This is a genomic window from Colwellia sp. BRX10-4, assembly GCF_014077465.1.
Lineage (GTDB): Bacteria > Pseudomonadota > Gammaproteobacteria > Enterobacterales > Alteromonadaceae > Colwellia_A.
Genome location: NZ_JACGVZ010000009.1, coordinates 26528 through 46833, shown reverse-complemented (window position 1 = coordinate 46833; position 20306 = coordinate 26528). Strand labels below are relative to the sequence as shown.

Genomic DNA, 20306 nt, shown 5'->3' with positions numbered 1-20306 from the left:
TATCATTCAGTTTCGTAGGAATATTATGACTTACCCATTAGCTAAAAAAACGGCTAAAACCTCAACAAAACTTCTCTGCCTTTTAGGCGCAATTTTTTTAACTTTTTCATCTTTTTCCCAAGCATTAACCATTATTCCCTCACCACCAGAAGTTAAAGCAAAAGGTCATATCCTTATTGATTTCAATACAGGTAAAGTTCTTGCAGAGAGTAATGCCGATGCTTTGTTAGCGCCCGCTAGCTTAACAAAGATGATGACCAGTTATATCATAGGTAAAGAATTAGCCAGTGGCAATATCAACAACACTGACTTAGTTAAAGTCAGTGAAAAAGCTTGGGCAAAGAACTTCCCGGGTTCATCGCTTATGTTTATTGAAGTTGGTACTGAAGTTTCTGTAGAGTTATTAAATCAAGGGATTATTGTCGCTTCAGGTAATGATGCTTGTGTTGCTATGGCTGAACATATTGCCGGTAGCGAAGGTACCTTTGCTCAGTTAATGAATGGTTATGCGGCAGAACTAGGAATGAGTTCTAGTTATTTTGAAAACAGCCACGGTCTAGACAGCCAAGAACACAAGACAACACCCCGTGATATGGCAACACTGGCAATGGCACTTATTCGAGATGTACCAGAAGAATATAAAATTTATAGCCAAAAAGTTTTTAGCTATAACAATATTAAACAATACAACCGTAATAATTTATTATGGGATAAAAGCATGAATGTTGACGGTTTAAAAACTGGTCATACCGCTCAGGCAGGTTACAGTTTAGTTTCATCCGCTACCAAAGGCGGAATGCGCTTAGTTAGTGTCGTTATGGGGACGGAAAGCGAACGAGCAAGAAAAGTTGAGAGTAAAAAGTTACTTAATTATGGCTTTCGCTTCTTCGAAACCTATACCCCTTATAAAGCGGGTGATAAATTTGCTACCAATAGAGTTTGGATGGGCGATGTAAAAGAAGTCGACTTGGGTATTTTACTCGATACACCTATTACAGTTCCGCGTGGTCAACGTAAAAATTTAGCAGCCAGTATCGAACTTGACCAACAATTAAAAGCACCGTTAGCTAAGGGAACCGTTGTTGGTAAACTATTTTTACGCTTAGACGGCGAAGACATTGCAGAATACCCATTAGTAACTTTGCAAGAAGTTAATGAAGGCGGCATGTTCAGCAAGTTAGTCGACTATGTGAAACTACAATTTGTGAACTAGTTAGCAAATAAAAAATGTGTCATTTTAAACTCGGCTCATGCCGAGTTTTTTATTATTAAGACAAAATGGTGATTAATAATAAAAGCGGTAAATACAATGATCACATTTTATTTGATTAATGATAAAATACCCCCAGATTGACTACTGACCAAGTACTATTTAGAGAGAGAAAATGAAAACCAAGTTTGATGAATTATTAGAATTTCCGACCGTACTTAACTTTAAAGTTATGGGCGTTGCTTGCGACGAATTACCTGATTTAGTGATTAATGAACTACAAAAGCATGCACCCGGTGATTACTCTCCTAAAATTAAAGCCAGTTCGAAAGGGACTTACCATTCGCTTTCAATTGCGGTGACGGTTACCAGTAAAGAGCATATCGAAACAATTTATACAGAATTAACGGCTATTGATATCGTCCGCTACGTTCTTTAAAAAAATGACGCTTTTGCGTAACGATAATAACCTTAGTATTTGTCCGGTGTATTCCCATTATTATTTGGATATAATCGACATCAATAGAATTAAGTGAAGTATAAACTTGAAAAATTCGTTAATCATTCGACAACTTGCCACTATGGACTACACCAAAGTTTGGCAAGGGATGCAAAAATTTACCGATGATCGTAACGAAGACACTCAAGATGAACTTTGGTTAGTCGAGCATCCAGCCGTTTTCACACAAGGGCAAGCAGGTAAAGAAGAACACTTGTTAATGCCGGGTGATATAGAAGTAGTAAAAGTAGATCGTGGCGGACAAGTGACTTATCACGGCCCTGGTCAACAAGTTATCTACTTTATGATAAATTTACGTCGACGAAAGATGGGCGTGCGTGATTTAGTAACACTACTTGAAAATGGCTTAATTGCCGCATTAGCTGATTTTAACATTATCGCCAAAGCTAGACCTGACGCACCAGGGGTTTATGTTGGCGAAAAGAAAATTGCATCGTTAGGTTTACGAGTGCGTAAAGGTTGCTCTTTTCACGGTTTGGCACTGAATGTAAATATGGACTTATCACCCTTTCTTCGGATAAATCCTTGTGGTTATCAAGGACTAGAAATGGTGCAAACAGCCGATATCAGTCAATTAACAGATACTGCTCAAGCAGGTGAATCCTTAGTAAAACACCTCGCTAAATTATTAAATACCAATAATATCAGTTATAAAACTGGTTGGGACGAAATGAATGACCACTAAAACAACTCGAGTTATCCCTGGCACAAAAATGCGTGATGCAGAAAAAATGGCGCATATCCCTATTCAAATTGTGCCCTCAGAGCGTGAAACCATGCTTAGAAAGCCTAAATGGTTACGTATTAAACTACCTCGTACGACAGAACGGATTGACAGTATAAAAGCAGCGCTACGTAAACATGACTTACATTCAGTCTGTGAAGAAGCTTCTTGTCCAAACTTATCCGAGTGTTTTAACCACGGTACCGCCACTTTTATGATCTTAGGTGATATCTGTACACGCCGTTGTCCTTTTTGTGATGTTGGCCACGGTCGACCTTTAGCCCCTAAAGTCGATGAGGCTAAAAAGTTAGCACTAACACTTAAAGATATGAAACTGAAATACGTGGTGATCACTTCGGTTGACCGTGATGATTTACGTGATGGTGGCGCTCAACAGTTTGCTGATTGTATTACTGAAATAGCTATACATGCACCAAATACTAAAGTTGAGATTTTAGTCCCTGATTTTCGTGGTCGTATGGACCGTGCCTTAGAAATTTTAAATGCTAATCCTCCACATGTATTTAATCATAATTTAGAAACAGCACCACGTCTTTATACTAAAGCACGTCCAGGCGCTAACTACCAATGGTCGTTAGATTTACTGAAAAAATTTGGCGAAGCCAATCCAGAAGTTCCGACAAAGTCAGGTTTAATGGTTGGCTTAGGTGAAACAGACGAAGAAATTTTACAAGTTATGCGCGACCTCCGAAGCCATGGCGTCACTATGCTTACCATTGGTCAGTATTTACAGCCGAGTAAACATCATTTACCGGTAGAACGCTACGTTCACCCTGATGTTTTCGATATGTATCAAGCTGAAGCTATTAAGATGGGCTTTAACCATGCAGCCTGTGGGCCTTTAGTGCGTTCAAGCTATCATGCTGATAAACAAGCCGCAGGAGAAGAAGTTAAGTAATCCCCTTTGTAAATAACCTTAAGCCTGAATATCTCGATATCACTGATATCACCGAAATATTCAGGCTTTATTGTATACGACCTCTGTACCCACACATCCACGCAAGAACATGATTTTATTAATATAAATCAAAAACACTTTTCTTAATACCTCAATAGTTCAAAAAACAAACTATTTTTACTTGCCTTGATCGATGTTATAGTTGTACCATCACCACACACGGAACAACTGGAGCAGACAAAGAAATATGGAAATTACCATTAATATAGAAGATCCGATGCCGTTATTTACACAACTCGTTGAACAAATAAAATCAGCGGTTATTAGCGATAAGGTTAGACCGGGAGACCCACTTCCTTCGATTAGACAATTGGCTAATGATTTAGAGCTCAACAGTAAAACTGTTGCTAAAGCTTACAAATTATTAGAACGAGACTTAGTCATTCAAAGCAAAGGTTATCGAGGTACCTTTGTTCACCCTGATGCAATCGTAAATAGTAAGATGGATTTAAATGCTGATGTTTTAGCACAGTTAGATAATGCTATTTCTGCCTGTAAAACGGCAGGGGTAACCGACTCAGAAATACGTATTGCTTTTAGTAGTGCAATGAACAGTAAAAACAATTAAGGAGCAGAAGATGTCTATTAACATTTTATTTTACACATTATTTTTAAGCCAAATTATACTCATTTCATACTATTACCCTAAGCAAATAATTAAAAAAATTGATGGGGTTTTAAAAAATTTTCCGCCGGAGAGTTATCCAAAACTTTACCCTGAGTCAACTGAACAGGTGAACGTAGCTAAGGTTCGTTATCGATTACTTAATCAAATAATACTGGTTATTGGTCTGATATTACTGGGGTTCTATGTTTTGATGTCAAAAGATTATAGTGATAAGCAGAAATTTGCAGAAGGGTTACCCTTAATGTTTGGTATGGTGCAGTTTATCCCCTATATGTTGTTAGAAGTCTCTGGGTGTAAACAATTTAAACTGATGAGAAAAGCCAATAAGCGTACCAGTCGTACCGCAGATTTGACCCCACGTCACTTGTTCAATTATGTTTCACCTTTATTGGTTATTTCAGCTGTGGTGTTATTATTTTCTTATATTTTATTTGATTTATATATTCATGATTTTGCGATTACCAGCGACTTGATGATTAAAATAGTAACACTAAGTTTAGTATATGCACTCTTTATTGGTTTAGCCGTTTGGCACCTTACCGGCAAACGTTTAGATCCCCACCAAGCCGTGAAAGATAGAAGTAGTCAAACTCAATTTGCTTTACAATCAATGGGCTCAGTGAGTATTTTCTTAAGCTTATTTTTAATGGCAAATACAGCAGTTGATGTTTATCAACTAGGTTATATGGAGATAATTATTAACAGTATCTACTTTCAAGTTATTGCCTTTGTTGGTATTGGGGGTATGCTTAGAACCGTTAAAATAGAGACGATTGATTTTGATGTTTATAAGGCCGATAATTCGATAGTTTAGCGATTGATTAACCGCTAATTTTATTATGGCCAGTTCAACGACAAATAATATATTTGCAAATAAACTGGCCAACTTATACTAAAGTGGATTTCCTTCAAAATTTTGTTCTGATTTCATCCCTTCGATGTTAATGATTTTCGAACGATTCATTGTTATTTTAAAACGCTGAATGTATTGTTTAGTTTTATTACCCGGTATTTTTTGCTCTTGCACAACCGCTAAATTTATCTGATAACGTCGTTCAACACCTTGATTAGATATCTTGCTGCCATCAAGGGCATATAAACGCCCTTCTCCTTTTTTCAAAAAACGCACAAAAGGTGTTAAATTAAAAAACATCTGGTGCTGAATCTCTTTAAAGCCAGGGATAAACTCTTTAGCAATAACTTTTGAATTACAGCGAAAATGTAAAAGTTGTGCCGCTTGCTTGTTTTGTTGACGGCGTTGTTGAAAATGTTTATTAACAATATCAGGTAAGTCTTTGTTCTTAATATAATCAAGCCATAGGGTTTGCATAGACATTTTATTTTTAGACATACTATCGGTAAATACATGCTGCCACTTGGGTCGTCCTCGCTGAATTTTTCGCCAAAGATAGCGTGTGAGATCATCCTTAAATATTTCACGGACACCATAAATCACCCCTAAAAAAGTGATCAGTACTAAAGTTACTTCGTTAAATGCTGAGCGAGCGTTGAGCACAATTGACATCACGAACGCCATAACGACAGCGGTAATGCTACCACGAACTAAGCGTCTTAGATTATTGTCTAGGTCATGAGTGGTTCTTTTAAAGACCACACCGAATTCACTTAATCGCTGCAACAAGCGCATTTTGTTAGTGATACGATTTGGGTCTGCTAGCGTAATTTTTGAATTATACTGGCGCTCTGTTCGGTAATTATTTTCTTGGCGACACAAGGCAAACAACACCTCTCGGGTTTCTGCATGTTCTGAGCTTTTTGGTCCATTGGCAAGCAAATTAAGAAATGACTGTTCGGTGTACCAGCTTAAGTAATTATCTACATTTTCAAAGTAAGAACTTAGTTTTTGATCTAAAGGAGTATAGCGGCGCAGTTTTTTTAACAAGCTTTGTGTTTGCTCAACCAATTCAAGTGCATATTGATAAAAAATTTCGATATCTTTTTTTTGTAAGGCTTGCTTAATATCTGTTTCGAGTGCGACCCTAAATTGATAAGAAAATAAGTTTAAGTTACTGCGATAGTCGCCCTGATCACCCTTTTTTTGGCTTATAAATCGGCTACGAACTAAAGGTAAATGCACTTGGCGAGAAAAGTAAGCACTATGGCTTCGAATACTGCTGTGAAAGTAATTATCTTCACTGAGGGTAATAGCATTAATGCCCATTTCTTCGGGAATAGAAAAATAAAGATCAAAACGTTGTGATTCTTGTGGTGATAATTGCTGGCTAACTTTAAATGATAAATTTTCATCTTGCGTTAAGCTGATTTTTTTCACTTAATGATCCTCTCCTATTAACAACAACTGAGGGGTAAGTATCTGTCAATTTTACTCTTTTTACCATAATTGCTTTAATAAAAAAGGCCGAGAAATAATTTCTCAGCCTTTTTTATTAAAGCTATGACTCATTTATCCACAGCATTTTTTATATTTTTTAGTACTTCCACAAGAACAAGGATCGTTTCTGTTCGGTGTTTTATCAAAACGCTGTGTTTTAGGGACATTTAATGCCGCTTCTAGCTCAACAATATTTTCTTTTACATCAGCATTAATTTCAATGTTAGCAATAAAATTGTGCTCAGTAACAATAGCGATAACTTCTTGCTGTCTTTCTTTTGATGCAACAACAAGCATTAATGGTTTTGCTGCACTACCGAGCTTAACGCCACGATTAGGTTTATAACCTGCACTGCCGTGAGTGCCCATAACATCAGGAGTACCGCGATAAAAAAATTTAGACATAAAAGCACCTTAATTGAATGTGAGTGCCGAATAATCAGCCATTAAAAAATTCGCGCGAATTTTAACAGCTAAACGTAATTTTAGCTAAATTTATATGTTTCTATAGCGCTAATCTTATTAGCAATATAACCAACAGCTTCACATGATAATGATTATCATTTACAATGGAGATTATATTTAAGCTGTAGGACAGGTTAGTCCTATGGCAACCTGAACATTTATGAAAAATAAAACTCATCTTCCACCCTCCACTTTGATAGATCTGATGGAAAGTCAGCGCTATGGCGTTGAATATCAACCTATTGTTTGCATCAAAAGCCAAGAAATATTTGCCTATGAATGTTTATCACGGTTTTTTACTAAAGATAACTTAGCGATACGACCTGATCTTGTTTATTCTTCTTTACATGACAGTCCACTCAGTTTGTTTCAAGTAGAATACCAACAAAAAAAATTACAACTCGCCTATGCTCCCAGTAAGATAGACATTTTTGTTAATTTAGACCAAGACTCTTATTTTTCAACGGGGACTTTAAAGGATGACAATCCATTTTTGAAATTATTTAAAGATTTCAAAAAATCTAAAATCATTGTTGAGCTCATCGAAAATTCAGAAATAAATGACGCTATTATGAGCTTAGCGATGATTGATAACCTATCAAAAAATAACATTCATACCGCTATAGACGATCTCTGTAATCCACAGTCTATGGTGTCGATGGCTGTGATTCAGCTTGTTGAATATATCAAACTTGACAGATATGTCGTCACTAATAGGTCTAACCGTAACTTTATGTTACTCGTTGAGTCGATGATCAACTATGCGCGAAATACTGGTAAAAAGGTTATCTTAGAAGGCGTAGAAACCGCAGAAGATTTATGCTTCGCAAAACAGTTAAATGTTGATTTTGTTCAAGGCTTCTTTTACCGAAAAAAATTTAAAAAGGTAAGTTAATCCATAAGAATCTTCTTGTATTATTTTCAATAAAAATATAAATAAACACAATAAAAACTATTACTGTTTATAAATATCACCGATAAAATCGCTGTAATTTTATAAAAATAAAGCCAGCACTGATGCTGGCTTTATTTTTATCAAGTAAATTAATATGATTATCTGATAGTGTCTAAAAATAAAAACATCGGTAAGACGTTTAACCAATGACTATTTTCTGATGCCTTCTATATGTAATTCTAATTCAACATGTGATGAAGCAGGTCCTAACGTGTCTGGAATACCAAAATCAGCTAAACCAATTTTTGTTGTTCCACTAAAGCCAACACGATAACCACCCCAAGGATCTTTACCCTCACCAATTTTTATCGCGTCAATAATAATGTCTTTACTAACACCGTGTAAGGTTAAAGTGCCGTTAATTGCTAATTTATTTTGACCATTATCAGTAATGCTAGTGCTAACAAATTTTGCACTTCCAAACTTATCCACATCAAGAAAGTCATCACTACGAACATGCTTATCACGTTCGCCATGGTTAGTATTTAAGCTAGTGGTATCCACCAACATTTCAATTTTAGCCGTAGATAAATCAGCTGCATCATAACTAAAACTGCCACTAAACTTATCAAAACGTCCCATTAACCAACTGTAACCCAAATGCTTAATTTTGAAGTTAACGGAAGCATGCGCGCCTTTGTAATCTACGATGTAGTCTGCTGCATTAACTGTGGGTGTGAAAGCAGACGTCATAAGTAGCGTTGGCAATATTGAGGCAAGTAATAATTTTTTCATGTGAGTCCTTTTTTATTTAATCGTATGAATAAAGTCTATTGATTGTTTAAACGCTGATAACCAAGCATTCTTGTTAATGTGTTATCTTTATCGATAAAATGATGCTTTAGCGCTGCTAATGCATGTAAAACAACAGAACACATCAATAGGTAAGCAAGATATTTATGCACCGCACCGGCAAGGTCTTCCTGATTAGTAAACAGTTCACCAAAACTCATTATTGATATCAACTGAAAAACTTCAATTGCACGTCCATCAGCCGTAGAAATTAAATAACCACAGATCATTAAAATAAACAGCGCAGTATACAAAAATACATGCATAAAATGTCCAAGTTTTTTTTCTGTATCGCTATGTGTTTTAAGCGCTTTTGGTTTTATCTGAGCGCTGCGCCAAATCAAACGAAAAATCATTACAAAGAACAAGAGTATACCAATACTTTTATGAAGATCAGGCCCTTGTTTATTCCAAGGATTGTAATAATCGAGATCAACCATCCAGTAGCCTAAAGCAAAGAGCCCAATAACGGTTAACGCAACGAACCAGTGTAAAAAGATACTGACCCAGCCATAGTGCTTTGTGGTGTTTTTGATGTTAATTTGGATGTTCATTAGCATATTACTATTTAGTTTACTGTTAATAATACTACAGGGGTTTCGTGAACAGATTAAGTCGCTAAAGCGTGATTCATTGTTTCCATATAGCTTCTAATTAAGTCGATAATATAACGAGACCCGTGCTTTTAGTAGATTACCTACTTTACCAGTCAAGTCCTTTTTGTGCTTTAACGCCAGCTTTAAAAGCGTGCTTAATTGGTTGAACTTCAGATACAGTATCAGCCAACTCGATTAAACGGCGATGACAAGCGCGTCCTGTTATAAGTACATGCTGCATTTTAGGTCTATTATTCAATGCCTCAATGACTTCGTCTAGTTCAATATAGCCATAAGTCACCATGTAGGTCATTTCATCAAGTAAAACAATATCAAGCGTTTCATCACTCAACATTTCCTTACTTTTTTGCCAAGCAACTTTTGCTGCTACTACATCAGTTTCAGTACTTTGTGTTTCCCAGGTAAAGCCGGTTCCCATAACATGGTGCTTAACAGCGAATTGTTTGAGAATATTCATCTCACCACATTCCCATTGAGTGCCTTTAATAAACTGTACAACACCAGCTTTTTGGCCGTGACCAATAGCACGCAATACCGTACCAAAACCAGAGGTACTTTTACCTTTGCCATTACCCGTTATTACTACAAAAACACCACGTTCTTCTGTTGCTTGAGCAATTCGTTGGTCAACGTTAGCTTTAATTTTCTTTTGACGTTCAATATGCTTTTTTTCTTTGGCCGCTGCTTTATCAGCCGCCGAGGGTAAATCACACATATTATTTCCTATTTAACGGTAACGATTGAAAGTACCCGGCGCTTTAATATTTTTATACATTATTTATAATTGACAGAAAGGCTTAAAGTCAAGGTATATTAATTTAACAACAAACCTTAGCTTACTCTGTTTAAGAAGAAGCGCTTAAAGTCGCTCTCAAGTAATGGTTTAGCAATATGATATCCTTGGCCTAAATCGCAACCAATCTCTTTAAGCTTCTGATATTGTTCCACAGTTTCAATCCCCTCTGCGGTAGTTTTAATATTTAAGGATTTAGCTAAATTAACCACAGCTTCCAGTATCAAGACCTTACTATTGACTGCATTTAAGTCGTCAACAAAGCTTTTATCTATTTTTAAAAAGTCTAAAGAAAATTGGTGCAAATAACTTAACGATGAAAAGCCGGTTCCAAAATCATCTAGGGCAACCGAGATATTAATACTTTTCAAAATGTCTAAATGGTTTTTGACCGCGTCAACGTTTAGGATGAGGCTTTCTTCAGTGATTTCTACACATAATCGATCAGTAATATCGGCAGATATCAGGTGCTGGTCTTGTAAATAGCCAATAAAGTCTTTAGATGCAAAACCTGATGTTGAAACGTTAACACTCAATTTAAATTGTTTTGGTAACCAGTCAACCCATAAATTTAATTTACTGACCGCAAGCTTGAGCATATAAAGATCAAGCTGTACTATCTGACCTGATTTTTCTAAAATGGGAATAAAAAAATCGGGATACAAAAGCCCTAATTTAGGATGCTGCCAACGTACTAGTATTTCAGCACCAATAACCTTGCCACTGTCAAAATCAATCAAGGGTTGGTAATTACCGACAAACTCTGAATTTTTAACCGCATTATCAAAATCATACTCAACTTTGACATTGGTTGATTTATTTTGTTCTTCGAGCGCTTCGAAGAAAACATACTGATTGCGCCCTTTCAACTTAGCTTGATACATCGCATGATCGGCATCAATCAATAATTGTTCGGCGCTTTCACTTGAATTGTTATAAGTCGCTATACCGATACTGACACTGCTAAAGATATTCAAACTGTCGATATTGAAGGCAGAGGCCGTAGCGACAAGAATACTTTCAGTTATACGGCAGATAGTCTCATAATCAATTTTCCCATCAAGTAGTATGGCAAATTCATCACCACCTAAGCGAGCTAACGTATCAGTATTTCTTAATCTAGTCATTATTGCTTGCGCTATACCAATCAGTAATTTGTCGCCAACATGATGACCATAAGTATCATTAATTTGCTTAAACCTGTCTACATCAATAAATAATATCGCTATATTGTCTTGGCGATTATTCTGGCAATGTAAAAATGCATGTTGGGTTCTGTCTTTGAATAGCGAACGATTCGGTAAATTGGTTAAAGGATCATGTAAGGCTAAAAATTGTAACTTTTGTTTAGCCTCCATTCTTTCGATGGCATTATTGATATGCTTAGCAACAAACATTAACAATTGTTTGTCTTTTTCTTGAAATAAGAATTCAGTACTATAACTTTGTACGACAACTATGCCCTTATTTATCCCACTACCAAAAGGCACTCCTAACCAGGCTTTGGGGATGTTACCACGAATATAGATGGCTTTTTCATCAAGCATCTTTTGAATATCTTCTTCATAAAATAGAAAAGGCTGGTCTTTAGCTAACGCATAACCAGTAATACTTAAAAAATTAGGATCGATATTAATACTAGTAAACGTTGAGCTATCATCAAACTCATCAATAGCATAAGGAAAATCTATTGTTTGACCATCATCTTTTAATAGTGCGACAAAAAAGTTTTTCGCCAAGGTCAGTCTGCCAATACACTGGTGCAAATATTGATAAAACTCATCAATATTTTTAGTTTTAAAGATAATTTCTGCTATTTCAAACAGTGCATCTTGAATTTTATTGGCATACTCTAAATTTTCGATGACCTCTTCTAGGCCATCGACTTTAATAATTTGAGAAATTTTCATTGCGGTAATTGTTGCTAACGCAGTGAGTGTTTTCAGATGATACTCAGTATAAAAATTAACTCTGGCATGTTCAGAATCAATAACACCTAATAATTGCTGCTGAAATAAAATAGGAACAGCTAACTCAGATAAAGTTGTTTCATCCTCAACAATATAGCTTTCAAACTCACGGGTATCTTTTACCAATATCGGTTGTTTAGTCGCAGCAACTTTCCCTATAACACCTTTATTAAAAGGTATAATCATAGAGTTAGACGAAGTATCTCTTATTGAACTAGTACTAATTTCAGCCTCATTGAAGGATTTTTTTTTGTCAAAGCCCGACATTCGACTTAACGTCATCCCCCCTGAATCTAAAGTGTAAATAACGGCATCTTCAAAACCTAATTTTTCGACAATATTTTGAGCTAAATATTGCCAAATTTCACTTGGGGTATTTAATAACAATATATCAGTCGCAAACTGATTAGTGATGGTTAAGCTTTTTATCGTTTCTGATTTAGATAGTTCGGACAAATTCATTATGCCTAAAGTTATTTTTAAAATATATTGACTATTATTGAGCGATTACAACGCGTAAATATTTATGGTGAGTAGAGCAAATTTTTAATGTCCTGTCTATTTATCTCAGTAATACAGTTGATTTAGCCGTACGGAAAGGTTGACTAAAGTCCCCCCTAAAAAATAGTTATAGGGTGCTACAACAAAAAAGGGCAGTAACATTAACATGTTACTGCCCTATCTATCAAATTGAGAAAAATGACTAGTGGTTTTCAGAAACCATATTGACCGTATATTTTGGGATTTCAACAACTAGGTCTTCATCACCAACAAGCGCTTGACAGCCTAAACGAGACTCAGGCTCTAATCCCCAAGCTCTATCTAGCATGTCATCTTCAAGTTCATCACTTTCTGCAATTGAATCAAAACCTTCACGTATGATCATATGACAAGTAGTACAAGCACATACTTTTTCACAAGCATGCTCAACGCCAATATCATTACGCAGTGCAACATTAAGTACACTTTCACCTTTTTCTGCCTCAACCACTGCACCATCTGGGCATAAGTCTTCGTTAGGAAGGAATATAATTTTCGCCATTTTCTTAGCTCCTAAAAGTTTTTAAACTTCGTCTACTGAATGTCCTGCTAGTGCTGTTTTTATCGAAGAATCCATACGACGTTCAGCAAAAATAGCGGTACTTTCATTTAATATTTCAATAGCTGCTTCAATATCATCGGCAACCGTGCTTTGGGCAATCTTCGCTAAAGCGGTTATTGCATTGTTTATTGTGGTAATTTCGTCATGATTTAGTAATGCGCTGTCATTAATCAGTGCCGATTGTACTGATTCAATAACTCGTGAGGCTTCAACTTGTTGTTCTTTCAACATACGCGCTTGTATATCTTGCTGAGCATTGCTCATTGAATCTCTGAGCATTTGAGTAATTTCCTGCTCTTCTAAACCAAAAGAGGGCTTCACCGTGATACCTGTTTCAATCCCTGTTGACTTCTCCATGGCTGACACTTCTAATAAACCGTCAGCGTCAACTTTAAACGTAACACGAATATGAGCAGCACCAGCAGTCATCGCTGGGATACCACGCAATTCAAATCGAGCTAACGAACGACAATCTTCAACAAGCTCACGTTCACCTTGCAACACATGAACAGCCATAGCCGTTTGGCCATCTTTAAAGGTCGTAAACTCTTGTGCTTTAGCAACAGGAATTGTCGTATTTCTAGGAATAACTTTTTCAACCAATCCACCCATCGTTTCTAGGCCAAGTGATAAAGGAATAACATCAAGTAACAAAATATCGCTGTCGGGCTTATTACCCGCCAAAATATCGGCTTGAATCGCAGCGCCAATGGCAACCACTTTATCGGGGTCAATAGACGTTAACGGTAAGCGATTAAAATATTTTTCAACCTGTTGGCGAACGATAGGAACACGTGTTGAACCACCAACCATCACCACTTCAATGACTTCATCAACACTAATATCAGCATCTTTTAATGCGCGTCGACAGGCACGTAATGTTTTAGTTACTAAGGTATTGATTAAAGATTCAAACATCACACGATTAACTTCACCATGTTTTTCATCACCATTTTCTAGCGTTAATGAGAAATTAATAACTTCATTTTCTGTAAGTTGTTCTTTAACGTAACAGGCCTGCTGTAACAATTGACGCTCTGTTGTTGCTGACAATGGTCGTTGCAAACCCGTCTGTTCGATAATGTGGTCAACAAGAAGATTGTCAAAGTCATCACCACCTAGCGCTGAATCACCACCGGTCGCTAATACTTCAAAGACACCTTTATTGAGACGTAATACTGAGATATCAAAGGTGCCACCGCCTAAATCATAAACGGCAACAATACCTTCTTTGCCACTGTCTAAACCATAAGCGACCGCAGCCGCAGTAGGCTCATTAAGTAAACGTAAAACTTTAAGGTCGGCAAGTTTTGCCGCATCTTTGGTACTGTGGCGCTGGGCATCATCAAAGTAAGCAGGCACAGTGATAACAACACCGGTCAACTCACCACCTAATGTATGTTCAGCACGTTGCTTTAAGCTTTTTAATATCTCTGCCGATACTTGCACTGGGTTTACTTCGCCAGTACGTGTAGTGATGCTAGGATGACTTTCGTCACCTGAAAAGGAATATGGCAGTGAAGGGTATTTTTTGCGGATATCAGCTAATGAACGACCAATTAGGCGTTTAGCTGAGACAATTGTATTTTCTGGATCACTTACCGAATGTGCTTTAGCAGCATGGCCTACCAAGACTTGATTCGCTTGGTAACTCACCACTGAGGGTAATATATCTCGTCCTTCGTCATCAACTAAGGTTTCAGATAAACCACTTTTAACGCTGGCGATAAGAGAGTTAGTTGTACCTAAATCAATACCTGCGGCGAGGCGATGTTCATGAGGAACCGTGCTTTGGCCAGGTTCAGCTATTTGTAATAACGCCATTTTTAGACTCTTTTATATTCGATTACGATTAACGGGCGGTATGATATTTCATTGTAAATAAAAAAACATCGATTTGCTGTTATTTTATTAAACTAAAATTCATATGAACTAACGATCAGTCGTCATTGAAAAGTTGATCTTCTAATTTATCGAGATCGACACGTAACTTTTGATAAAACTTTAACTTTCGTAATTTATCACCCGCCAATAAGTTTGACTGGATGGTGTTTTCATCAAGCAAGGTATGCATCTCTAAAGCGAGTTCTTCAAAGCCGGTATTTAATACTGCAGCATAACTTAGAATGGCAGCTTCATGGTCGTCAGCATGCTTAACATCGTCAAGCATTTCATGTAATTCCATTTGGCGCATTAAAAAACTGTTATCACTAAATGAAGCTTGTTCATTTGGCTGATCACTTTCTCGCAATGTTAATAGATATTGTGCACGTTTTAAGGGATGTTTTAGTGTTTGATAGGCATCATTAATTAAGGTGGATCTTTTAACGGCGACTAATTGCTCTTGACTAGAAGCATGAGCGAACTTGTCTGGATGTACTTTTTTTTGTAGTGTTTGGTAAATATCAGCTAATTTATGAACATTGAGTTCATATTGCTCTGTAAAACCGAAAATCTGAAAATAATTCACAAAAACTCCAGCGAACGACTTAACATTAAGTCGTTCACAAAATATATACCACTGCGACCAAGTTACTTGCTACTCAGCAATATTTAAAAGGCTTAGAGACTTGGTATTAAACGTTAAAGCTTTCACCACAACCACACTCGCCTTTGGCATTCGGGTTTGTGAATTTAAAACCTTCGTTTAGACCTTCCTTAACAAAATCAACTTCAATACCGTCAAGGTAAACTAAACTTTTTCCATCGATAATGATATTCACATCAGAGATTGAAAACAACGTATCATCTTCATTTAACTCATCAACAAATTCCATCACATAAGCTAAACCAGAACATCCCGTTGTTTTAATACCAAGACGTAAACCGAGACCTTTGCCTCGATTGGTAATAAATGACTGAACACGGTCTGCTGCGTCTTTCGTCATTGTAACACTCATAAATAACTCCGATGTTTAAACAGTTTTACTGCGGTAATCTTCAATCGCTGCTTTGATAGCATCTTCAGCTAAAATAGAGCAATGAATTTTTACAGGCGGTAAAGCAAGCTCTTCGGCAATAGCAGTATTTTTAATTTTCCCTGCTTCGTCAATTGACTTACCTTTTACCCATTCAGTCACTAATGAACTTGATGCAATTGCAGAACCACAACCATAAGTTTTAAACTTAGCGTCTTCAATAATACCGTCAGCGTTGATTTTTAGTTGTAACTTCATTACGTCACCACATGCCGGTGCGCCAACCATTCCTGTTGCTACTTGTGGATCGTTTTTATCCATTGAGCCAACATTACGTGGGTTTTCATAGTGATCAATTACTTTTTCTGAATAAGCCATGATTTCTCTCCTAATAGCGATGAACGAAACAAAATGCCCGCTCATCAGTAAAATTTTTAGTGGGGATGCTTAGTGAGCAGCCCATTCAATTGAGTCTAGATCAATACCGTCTTGGAACATTTCCCAAAGTGGTGACATATCACGTAAATGCCCAATTGATTTTTGAATAAGTGTAATCGCGTAGTCTACTTCTTCAGTCGTGGTAAAACGGCCAAAGCTAAAACGAATTGAGCTATGTGCCATTTCGTCATTTAAACCTAAAGCACGTAGAACATACGAAGGCTCTAAACTAGCTGAAGTACATGCTGAGCCAGAAGAAACCGCTAAATCTTTAAGCGCCATAATCAAAGACTCACCTTCAACAAAGTTAAAACTTACGTTTAAGTTACCCGGATAACGATTATCAAAATCTCCGTTAACAAAAACTTGTTCCATGGTGTTCAAGCCAGCCCATAAACGATCACGCATTTCAGTTACGTGAGCGATGTCTTGAGTAATTTCTTCTTTGGCAATACGGCAAGCTTCACCTAAACCAACGATTTGATGCGTTGGCAATGTACCACTACGCATACCGCGTTCGTGTCCTCCGCCATGCATTTGAGCTTCAAGACGAATACGAGGCTTACGACGTACATACATAGCGCCCATACCTTTTGGACCATAGAATTTATGTGCTGAAATTGACATTAAATCAATTTTCAACTTTTCCATGTCTACTTCGATTTTGCCAACACTTTGTGCACCATCAACATGAAAAACAATTTTACGTGCTCGACACATTTCGCCGATTGCAGCGACGTCTTGAATAACACCAATTTCATTATTAAGATGCATAATGCTAACTAATATAGTGTCATCACGCATAGCAGCTGCTAATTTATCAAGATCAATCAAACCACTGCTCTCAGGATCTAAATAAGTCACTTCAAAACCTTGACGCTCTAGTTCGCGACAAGTATCTAAAACAGCCTTATGCTCTGTTTTACAGGTAATAACGTGCTTACCTTTTTTACGATAAAAGTTGGCAGCGCCTTTAATGGCTAGGTTATTTGACTCGGTAGCTCCTGAGGTAAAAACAATCTCACGAGGGTCGGCATTAATAAGCTCTGCGACTTGATTTCGTGCAATATCAACCGCTTCTTCAGCTTGCCAGCCAAATTTGTGTGAACGAGATGCAGGGTTACCGTAAAAACCGTCAGTAGTCATATACTGCATCATTTTTTCTGCAACACGTTTGTCTACAGGTGTTGTAGCTGAGTAATCAAAATAAATAGGAAGCTTCATTCGCTAACGTTCTCCAGTTTAACAACACGCATTTAGTGCATGTCGTGCATAATATTCTTGGTTTTAATTAATGTTTCTAATGACGGCATAACTTTGTTTGCTCGCGCATGTGCTTTGTCTTGTCGTCTAGACACTAATTTCACATTGCGTTGCTCGACAAGTTCGGCCAACGTTATGTTTTTTAAAAAATCTTCGATTCGGTCACTTAAACCTTCCCACAACGTATGGGTTAAGCATTCGTCACCGTTTTGGCAATTACCTTTACCGTCACATCTCGTCGCTTTAATAGATTCATCAACAGCATTGATAACATCAGCAATCGAAATTTCTGCAGAACACATCCCTAAGCGATAACCTCCGCCAGGACCTCTAATACTATTTACTAAACCATATTTTCTTAACCGAGAGAATAGTTGTTCTAAATATGACAACGAGATCCCCTGTCGCTCTGAAATATCGGCTAAAGGTACGGGTCCAGTTACTGCATGTATTGCTACATCTAACATAGCAGTTACAGCGTAACGCCCTTTTGAAGTCAGTTTCATTGTGTGCCCCTGTCGAATCGTTATCAATTTTACATAACCTTATAAAATAGTCAACTAAATACCCGACTGTTTTACTCAAGTATTCTACACCTGTTGTAAAAACAAGCAATTAATAGCGCGATACCTAAGTTTGATAGGGACAAACATCAGTTAACTCATCAATTATTTTCTATTATATTTCAGGATCAAATGACTCTACACGTTTTTCTCGACGTTTAGCCGCCGCTATTTCATCTTCAATAAATTCGCCAACTCGTAGCTCGGGTAAATCCTCTAGACATACTTCACCACCAAGATGATTGACTTCTTTACATAAATCAGCGACTTTTTTATCCATTAAGTGCATATGATCAAGTACTCGACCAATGGCTTTAGCGACGGGATCAGGATTATCTGCAGATACCGCATAGGCATCGAAACCAAACTTTTTAGCCACTTGGTCACGTTGTTCTTTTTCTGACTGGCTTTTTTCATTAACAATACGTGCTGGAATACCAACAGCTGTTGCATTAGCAGGCACATCTTTCACCACCACAGAGTTTGAGCCAACTTTACCGCCTTTACCGATAGTAATGGGGCCAAGGACCTGAGCTCCTGCACCGATAACCACGTTGTCTTCTAATGTTGGATGACGTTTACCGGCATTCCAGCTTGTGCCTCCCAGAGTAACACCGTGATACAAGGTAACATCGTTGCCAATCTCAGCGGTTTCACCAATAACGATCCCCATGCCATGGTCAATAAAAAAACGACGTCCAAGTGTTGCTCCTGGATGAATTTCAACACCAGTTAACCAACGTGAAAATGTCGATAAGCTACGCGCAAGTAAATACCAGTTATTTTTCCACAACTTATGGCTCAAGCGATGGATCCAAATGGCATGCATACCAGGATAATTGGTGAGAACTTCTAGTGTATTTCGAGCGGCGGGATCTCTATCAAAGACACTTTTAATATCTTCTCTGATACGGCTGAACATATTTCTATCCTTCTATATATTGGTTAAGGCAAGTACCAATATATACCCGTTATCGGCCAACATGCTGAATTTAGAAGGCACTTTGCACGAAACGGGTATGATTGCTTACTTTTATTATTCTTTGTTTGCTTCTTTATTATTAGCTTTAGCGGCTCTTTGCACTGAAGCTAAAATTCCACGCATCATTTTGACTTCTTTAACATCGGGACGGGCGCGATTGAATAAGCGGCGTAACTTAGTCATCACTAAACCTGGATGACTCGGCGTTATAAAGCCAGTTTCTTTTAAAGCATCTTCAAAATGTTGATAAAAGCGCTCAGTTTCGTCCATAATCGGATAATCGTCTTCATCAAGCGTCTTTTTTGGTAAATTTTTACTTAAATTTTCGCCTTTCGTTTGAAATGCTTTTTGTTGATCAATTAAAAAACTAGTCCGCACTTCATAACTTAAGGTTTGAACCGCCATCGCTAAGTTCAACGAACTGTAATCAGGGTTTGCTGGAATTTGCACATGAAAATGACAAAGTTGTAATTCGTCGTTAGTTAAACCACTGCTCTCACGACCAAAAACTAAAGCAACTGGAAAGTTATAGGCTTCTTCGACAAGTTTTTCTCCACAGCCTCTTGGCTCCAACATTGGCCAAGGTAAAGTACGAGAACGTGCACTGGTACCAACGACTAAACCACAATCACTAATAGCTTCCGCTAAAGTAGCAACAACCTTGGCATTTTTTAGTACATCAGTAGCCCCTGCTGCTAAAGCTTGTGCTTGACCATTTGGCATTTCAATAGGATCAACTAATATAAGTTCACTTAGCCCCATTGTTTTCATGGCGCGTGCGGCTGAACCAATATTACGACAATCGGAAGTATTAACTAATACAATCCGAACATTACTTAAAAGTGATGATTGCTCTGACATTATCTTAAATTACTCAATTTATAGTTAATTTATAAAATAAATTATACCTACTGGTATTAACTATCTAGATGGCTAAAATTGATAATAATATTATCATAGAACATTAACCTTGTGCTGAGAAAAAATCATCAAATTTATTGAGAATGGTTAGTGCGAAAAATTATGTGTTAGTT

The 20306-nt window shown here is 37.2% G+C and carries 22 protein-coding genes; 7 read left to right on the top strand and 15 right to left on the bottom strand.

The window, feature by feature from the left end; translation table 11 throughout:
- Positions 1–25: 25 nt before the first annotated feature.
- The 6 genes from H4J67_RS09225 (at position 26) to H4J67_RS09200 (ending at position 4875) form a co-directional block, all read left to right on the top strand.
- The gene (locus H4J67_RS09225; RefSeq protein WP_182171195.1) at positions 26–1213 is read left to right on the top strand and encodes a serine hydrolase; all 1188 of its coding nucleotides are present in this window, start codon (positions 26–28) and stop codon (positions 1211–1213) included.
- A 172-nt stretch (positions 1214–1385) separates the two neighbouring features.
- Positions 1386–1649, top strand: coding sequence for a DUF493 family protein YbeD (gene ybeD, locus H4J67_RS09220; protein WP_070376102.1), 264 nt, complete (start codon positions 1386–1388; stop codon positions 1647–1649).
- Between the two features lie 142 nt (positions 1650–1791).
- On the top strand, positions 1792–2415 hold the full coding sequence (lipB, locus tag H4J67_RS09215) for a lipoyl(octanoyl) transferase LipB (protein ID WP_220463210.1): 624 nt from the start codon (positions 1792–1794) through the stop codon (positions 2413–2415).
- Positions 2405–3373, top strand: coding sequence for a lipoyl synthase (gene lipA, locus H4J67_RS09210; protein WP_070376100.1), 969 nt, complete (start codon positions 2405–2407; stop codon positions 3371–3373). Before lipB ends, lipA begins: the two co-directional genes overlap by 11 nt.
- A 247-nt stretch (positions 3374–3620) precedes the next feature.
- The gene (locus tag H4J67_RS09205) at positions 3621–4001 is read left to right on the top strand and encodes a GntR family transcriptional regulator (RefSeq protein WP_070376099.1); all 381 of its coding nucleotides are present in this window, start codon (positions 3621–3623) and stop codon (positions 3999–4001) included.
- A 10-nt stretch (positions 4002–4011) separates the two neighbouring features.
- Positions 4012–4875, top strand: coding sequence for a hypothetical protein (locus tag H4J67_RS09200; protein WP_182203538.1), 864 nt, complete (start codon positions 4012–4014; stop codon positions 4873–4875).
- A gap of 78 nt (positions 4876–4953) precedes the next feature.
- On the opposite strand, the gene H4J67_RS09195 is transcribed toward H4J67_RS09200, so the two are convergent.
- A complete protein-coding gene (locus tag H4J67_RS09195; RefSeq protein ID WP_182203536.1) occupies positions 4954–6354 on the bottom strand; it encodes a hypothetical protein in 1401 nt (466 codons plus the stop codon).
- Between the two features lie 132 nt (positions 6355–6486).
- Positions 6487–6819 (bottom strand): PBPRA1643 family SWIM/SEC-C metal-binding motif protein, encoded by a 333-nt coding sequence (locus H4J67_RS09190; protein WP_182171187.1) that lies wholly within the window; start codon positions 6817–6819, stop codon positions 6487–6489.
- 220 nt (positions 6820–7039) lie between these two features.
- Between H4J67_RS09190 and H4J67_RS09185 the strand changes: the two genes are divergently transcribed.
- Complete coding sequence (locus H4J67_RS09185; RefSeq protein ID WP_182171184.1) at positions 7040–7774, top strand: EAL domain-containing protein; 735 nt, start codon at positions 7040–7042, stop codon at positions 7772–7774.
- 210 nt (positions 7775–7984) lie between these two features.
- Here H4J67_RS09185 and H4J67_RS09180 read toward each other — a convergent pair whose 3' ends face one another.
- The 13 genes from H4J67_RS09180 to trmJ all read right to left on the bottom strand — a co-directional run bounded on the left by H4J67_RS09180 (position 7985) and on the right by trmJ (position 20133).
- Positions 7985–8569 (bottom strand): YceI family protein, encoded by a 585-nt coding sequence (locus H4J67_RS09180; protein WP_182203534.1) that lies wholly within the window; start codon positions 8567–8569, stop codon positions 7985–7987.
- A 35-nt stretch (positions 8570–8604) separates the two neighbouring features.
- A complete protein-coding gene (locus H4J67_RS09175; protein ID WP_182203575.1) occupies positions 8605–9168 on the bottom strand; it encodes a cytochrome b in 564 nt (187 codons plus the stop codon).
- 160 nt (positions 9169–9328) lie between these two features.
- Positions 9329–9958, bottom strand: coding sequence for a cob(I)yrinic acid a,c-diamide adenosyltransferase (cobO, locus tag H4J67_RS09170; RefSeq protein WP_182171179.1), 630 nt, complete (start codon positions 9956–9958; stop codon positions 9329–9331).
- Between the two features lie 116 nt (positions 9959–10074).
- The gene (locus tag H4J67_RS09165) at positions 10075–12462 is read right to left on the bottom strand and encodes an EAL domain-containing protein (RefSeq protein ID WP_182203532.1); all 2388 of its coding nucleotides are present in this window, start codon (positions 12460–12462) and stop codon (positions 10075–10077) included.
- A gap of 247 nt (positions 12463–12709) precedes the next feature.
- Positions 12710–13048: an ISC system 2Fe-2S type ferredoxin gene (gene fdx / locus H4J67_RS09160; RefSeq protein ID WP_070376092.1), complete on the bottom strand. Its 339-nt coding sequence runs from the start codon at positions 13046–13048 to the stop codon at positions 12710–12712.
- Between the two features lie 21 nt (positions 13049–13069).
- Complete coding sequence (gene hscA, locus H4J67_RS09155; RefSeq protein WP_182203530.1) at positions 13070–14932, bottom strand: Fe-S protein assembly chaperone HscA; 1863 nt, start codon at positions 14930–14932, stop codon at positions 13070–13072.
- A 115-nt stretch (positions 14933–15047) separates the two neighbouring features.
- Positions 15048–15578 (bottom strand): Fe-S protein assembly co-chaperone HscB, encoded by a 531-nt coding sequence (gene hscB / locus H4J67_RS09150; protein ID WP_182171170.1) that lies wholly within the window; start codon positions 15576–15578, stop codon positions 15048–15050.
- A gap of 106 nt (positions 15579–15684) precedes the next feature.
- Positions 15685–16008: an iron-sulfur cluster assembly protein IscA gene (gene iscA / locus H4J67_RS09145; protein ID WP_070376089.1), complete on the bottom strand. Its 324-nt coding sequence runs from the start codon at positions 16006–16008 to the stop codon at positions 15685–15687.
- 15 nt (positions 16009–16023) lie between these two features.
- Positions 16024–16404: a Fe-S cluster assembly scaffold IscU gene (gene iscU / locus H4J67_RS09140; protein ID WP_182171167.1), complete on the bottom strand. Its 381-nt coding sequence runs from the start codon at positions 16402–16404 to the stop codon at positions 16024–16026.
- Positions 16405–16473: 69 nt separating this feature from the next.
- Positions 16474–17688, bottom strand: coding sequence for an IscS subfamily cysteine desulfurase (locus H4J67_RS09135; protein ID WP_182171164.1), 1215 nt, complete (start codon positions 17686–17688; stop codon positions 16474–16476).
- Positions 17689–17720: 32 nt separating this feature from the next.
- Positions 17721–18233 (bottom strand): Fe-S cluster assembly transcriptional regulator IscR, encoded by a 513-nt coding sequence (iscR, locus tag H4J67_RS09130; RefSeq protein ID WP_182171161.1) that lies wholly within the window; start codon positions 18231–18233, stop codon positions 17721–17723.
- Positions 18234–18405: 172 nt separating this feature from the next.
- Entirely contained in the window at positions 18406–19212 is an 807-nt protein-coding gene (gene cysE, locus H4J67_RS09125) for a serine O-acetyltransferase (RefSeq protein ID WP_182171158.1), read from the bottom strand.
- A gap of 114 nt (positions 19213–19326) precedes the next feature.
- Positions 19327–20133, bottom strand: a complete 807-nt coding sequence (trmJ, locus tag H4J67_RS09120) for a tRNA (cytosine(32)/uridine(32)-2'-O)-methyltransferase TrmJ (RefSeq protein WP_182203529.1) — start codon at positions 20131–20133, stop codon at positions 19327–19329.
- Positions 20134–20306 lie beyond the last annotated feature (173 nt).

Coding starts and splice junctions, on each gene's coding strand:
- trmJ (WP_182203529.1), bottom strand. CDS start 20,133: ATGTCAGAGCAATCATCACTTTTAAGTAATGTTCGGATTGTATTAGTT.
- iscU (WP_182171167.1), bottom strand. CDS start 16,404: ATGGCTTATTCAGAAAAAGTAATTGATCACTATGAAAACCCACGTAAT.
- H4J67_RS09205 (WP_070376099.1), top strand. CDS start 3,621: ATGGAAATTACCATTAATATAGAAGATCCGATGCCGTTATTTACACAA.
- H4J67_RS09185 (WP_182171184.1), top strand. CDS start 7,040: ATGAAAAATAAAACTCATCTTCCACCCTCCACTTTGATAGATCTGATG.
- H4J67_RS09180 (WP_182203534.1), bottom strand. CDS start 8,569: ATGAAAAAATTATTACTTGCCTCAATATTGCCAACGCTACTTATGACG.
- fdx (WP_070376092.1), bottom strand. CDS start 13,048: ATGGCGAAAATTATATTCCTTCCTAACGAAGACTTATGCCCAGATGGT.
- lipB (WP_220463210.1), top strand. CDS start 1,792: ATGGACTACACCAAAGTTTGGCAAGGGATGCAAAAATTTACCGATGAT.
- H4J67_RS09225 (WP_182171195.1), top strand. CDS start 26: ATGACTTACCCATTAGCTAAAAAAACGGCTAAAACCTCAACAAAACTT.
- H4J67_RS09200 (WP_182203538.1), top strand. CDS start 4,012: ATGTCTATTAACATTTTATTTTACACATTATTTTTAAGCCAAATTATA.
- cobO (WP_182171179.1), bottom strand. CDS start 9,958: ATGTGTGATTTACCCTCGGCGGCTGATAAAGCAGCGGCCAAAGAAAAA.
- lipA (WP_070376100.1), top strand. CDS start 2,405: ATGACCACTAAAACAACTCGAGTTATCCCTGGCACAAAAATGCGTGAT.
- hscA (WP_182203530.1), bottom strand. CDS start 14,932: ATGGCGTTATTACAAATAGCTGAACCTGGCCAAAGCACGGTTCCTCAT.
- iscA (WP_070376089.1), bottom strand. CDS start 16,008: ATGAGTGTTACAATGACGAAAGACGCAGCAGACCGTGTTCAGTCATTT.
- iscR (WP_182171161.1), bottom strand. CDS start 18,233: ATGAAACTGACTTCAAAAGGGCGTTACGCTGTAACTGCTATGTTAGAT.
- cysE (WP_182171158.1), bottom strand. CDS start 19,212: ATGTTCAGCCGTATCAGAGAAGATATTAAAAGTGTCTTTGATAGAGAT.
- ybeD (WP_070376102.1), top strand. CDS start 1,386: ATGAAAACCAAGTTTGATGAATTATTAGAATTTCCGACCGTACTTAAC.
- H4J67_RS09190 (WP_182171187.1), bottom strand. CDS start 6,819: ATGTCTAAATTTTTTTATCGCGGTACTCCTGATGTTATGGGCACTCAC.
- H4J67_RS09135 (WP_182171164.1), bottom strand. CDS start 17,688: ATGAAGCTTCCTATTTATTTTGATTACTCAGCTACAACACCTGTAGAC.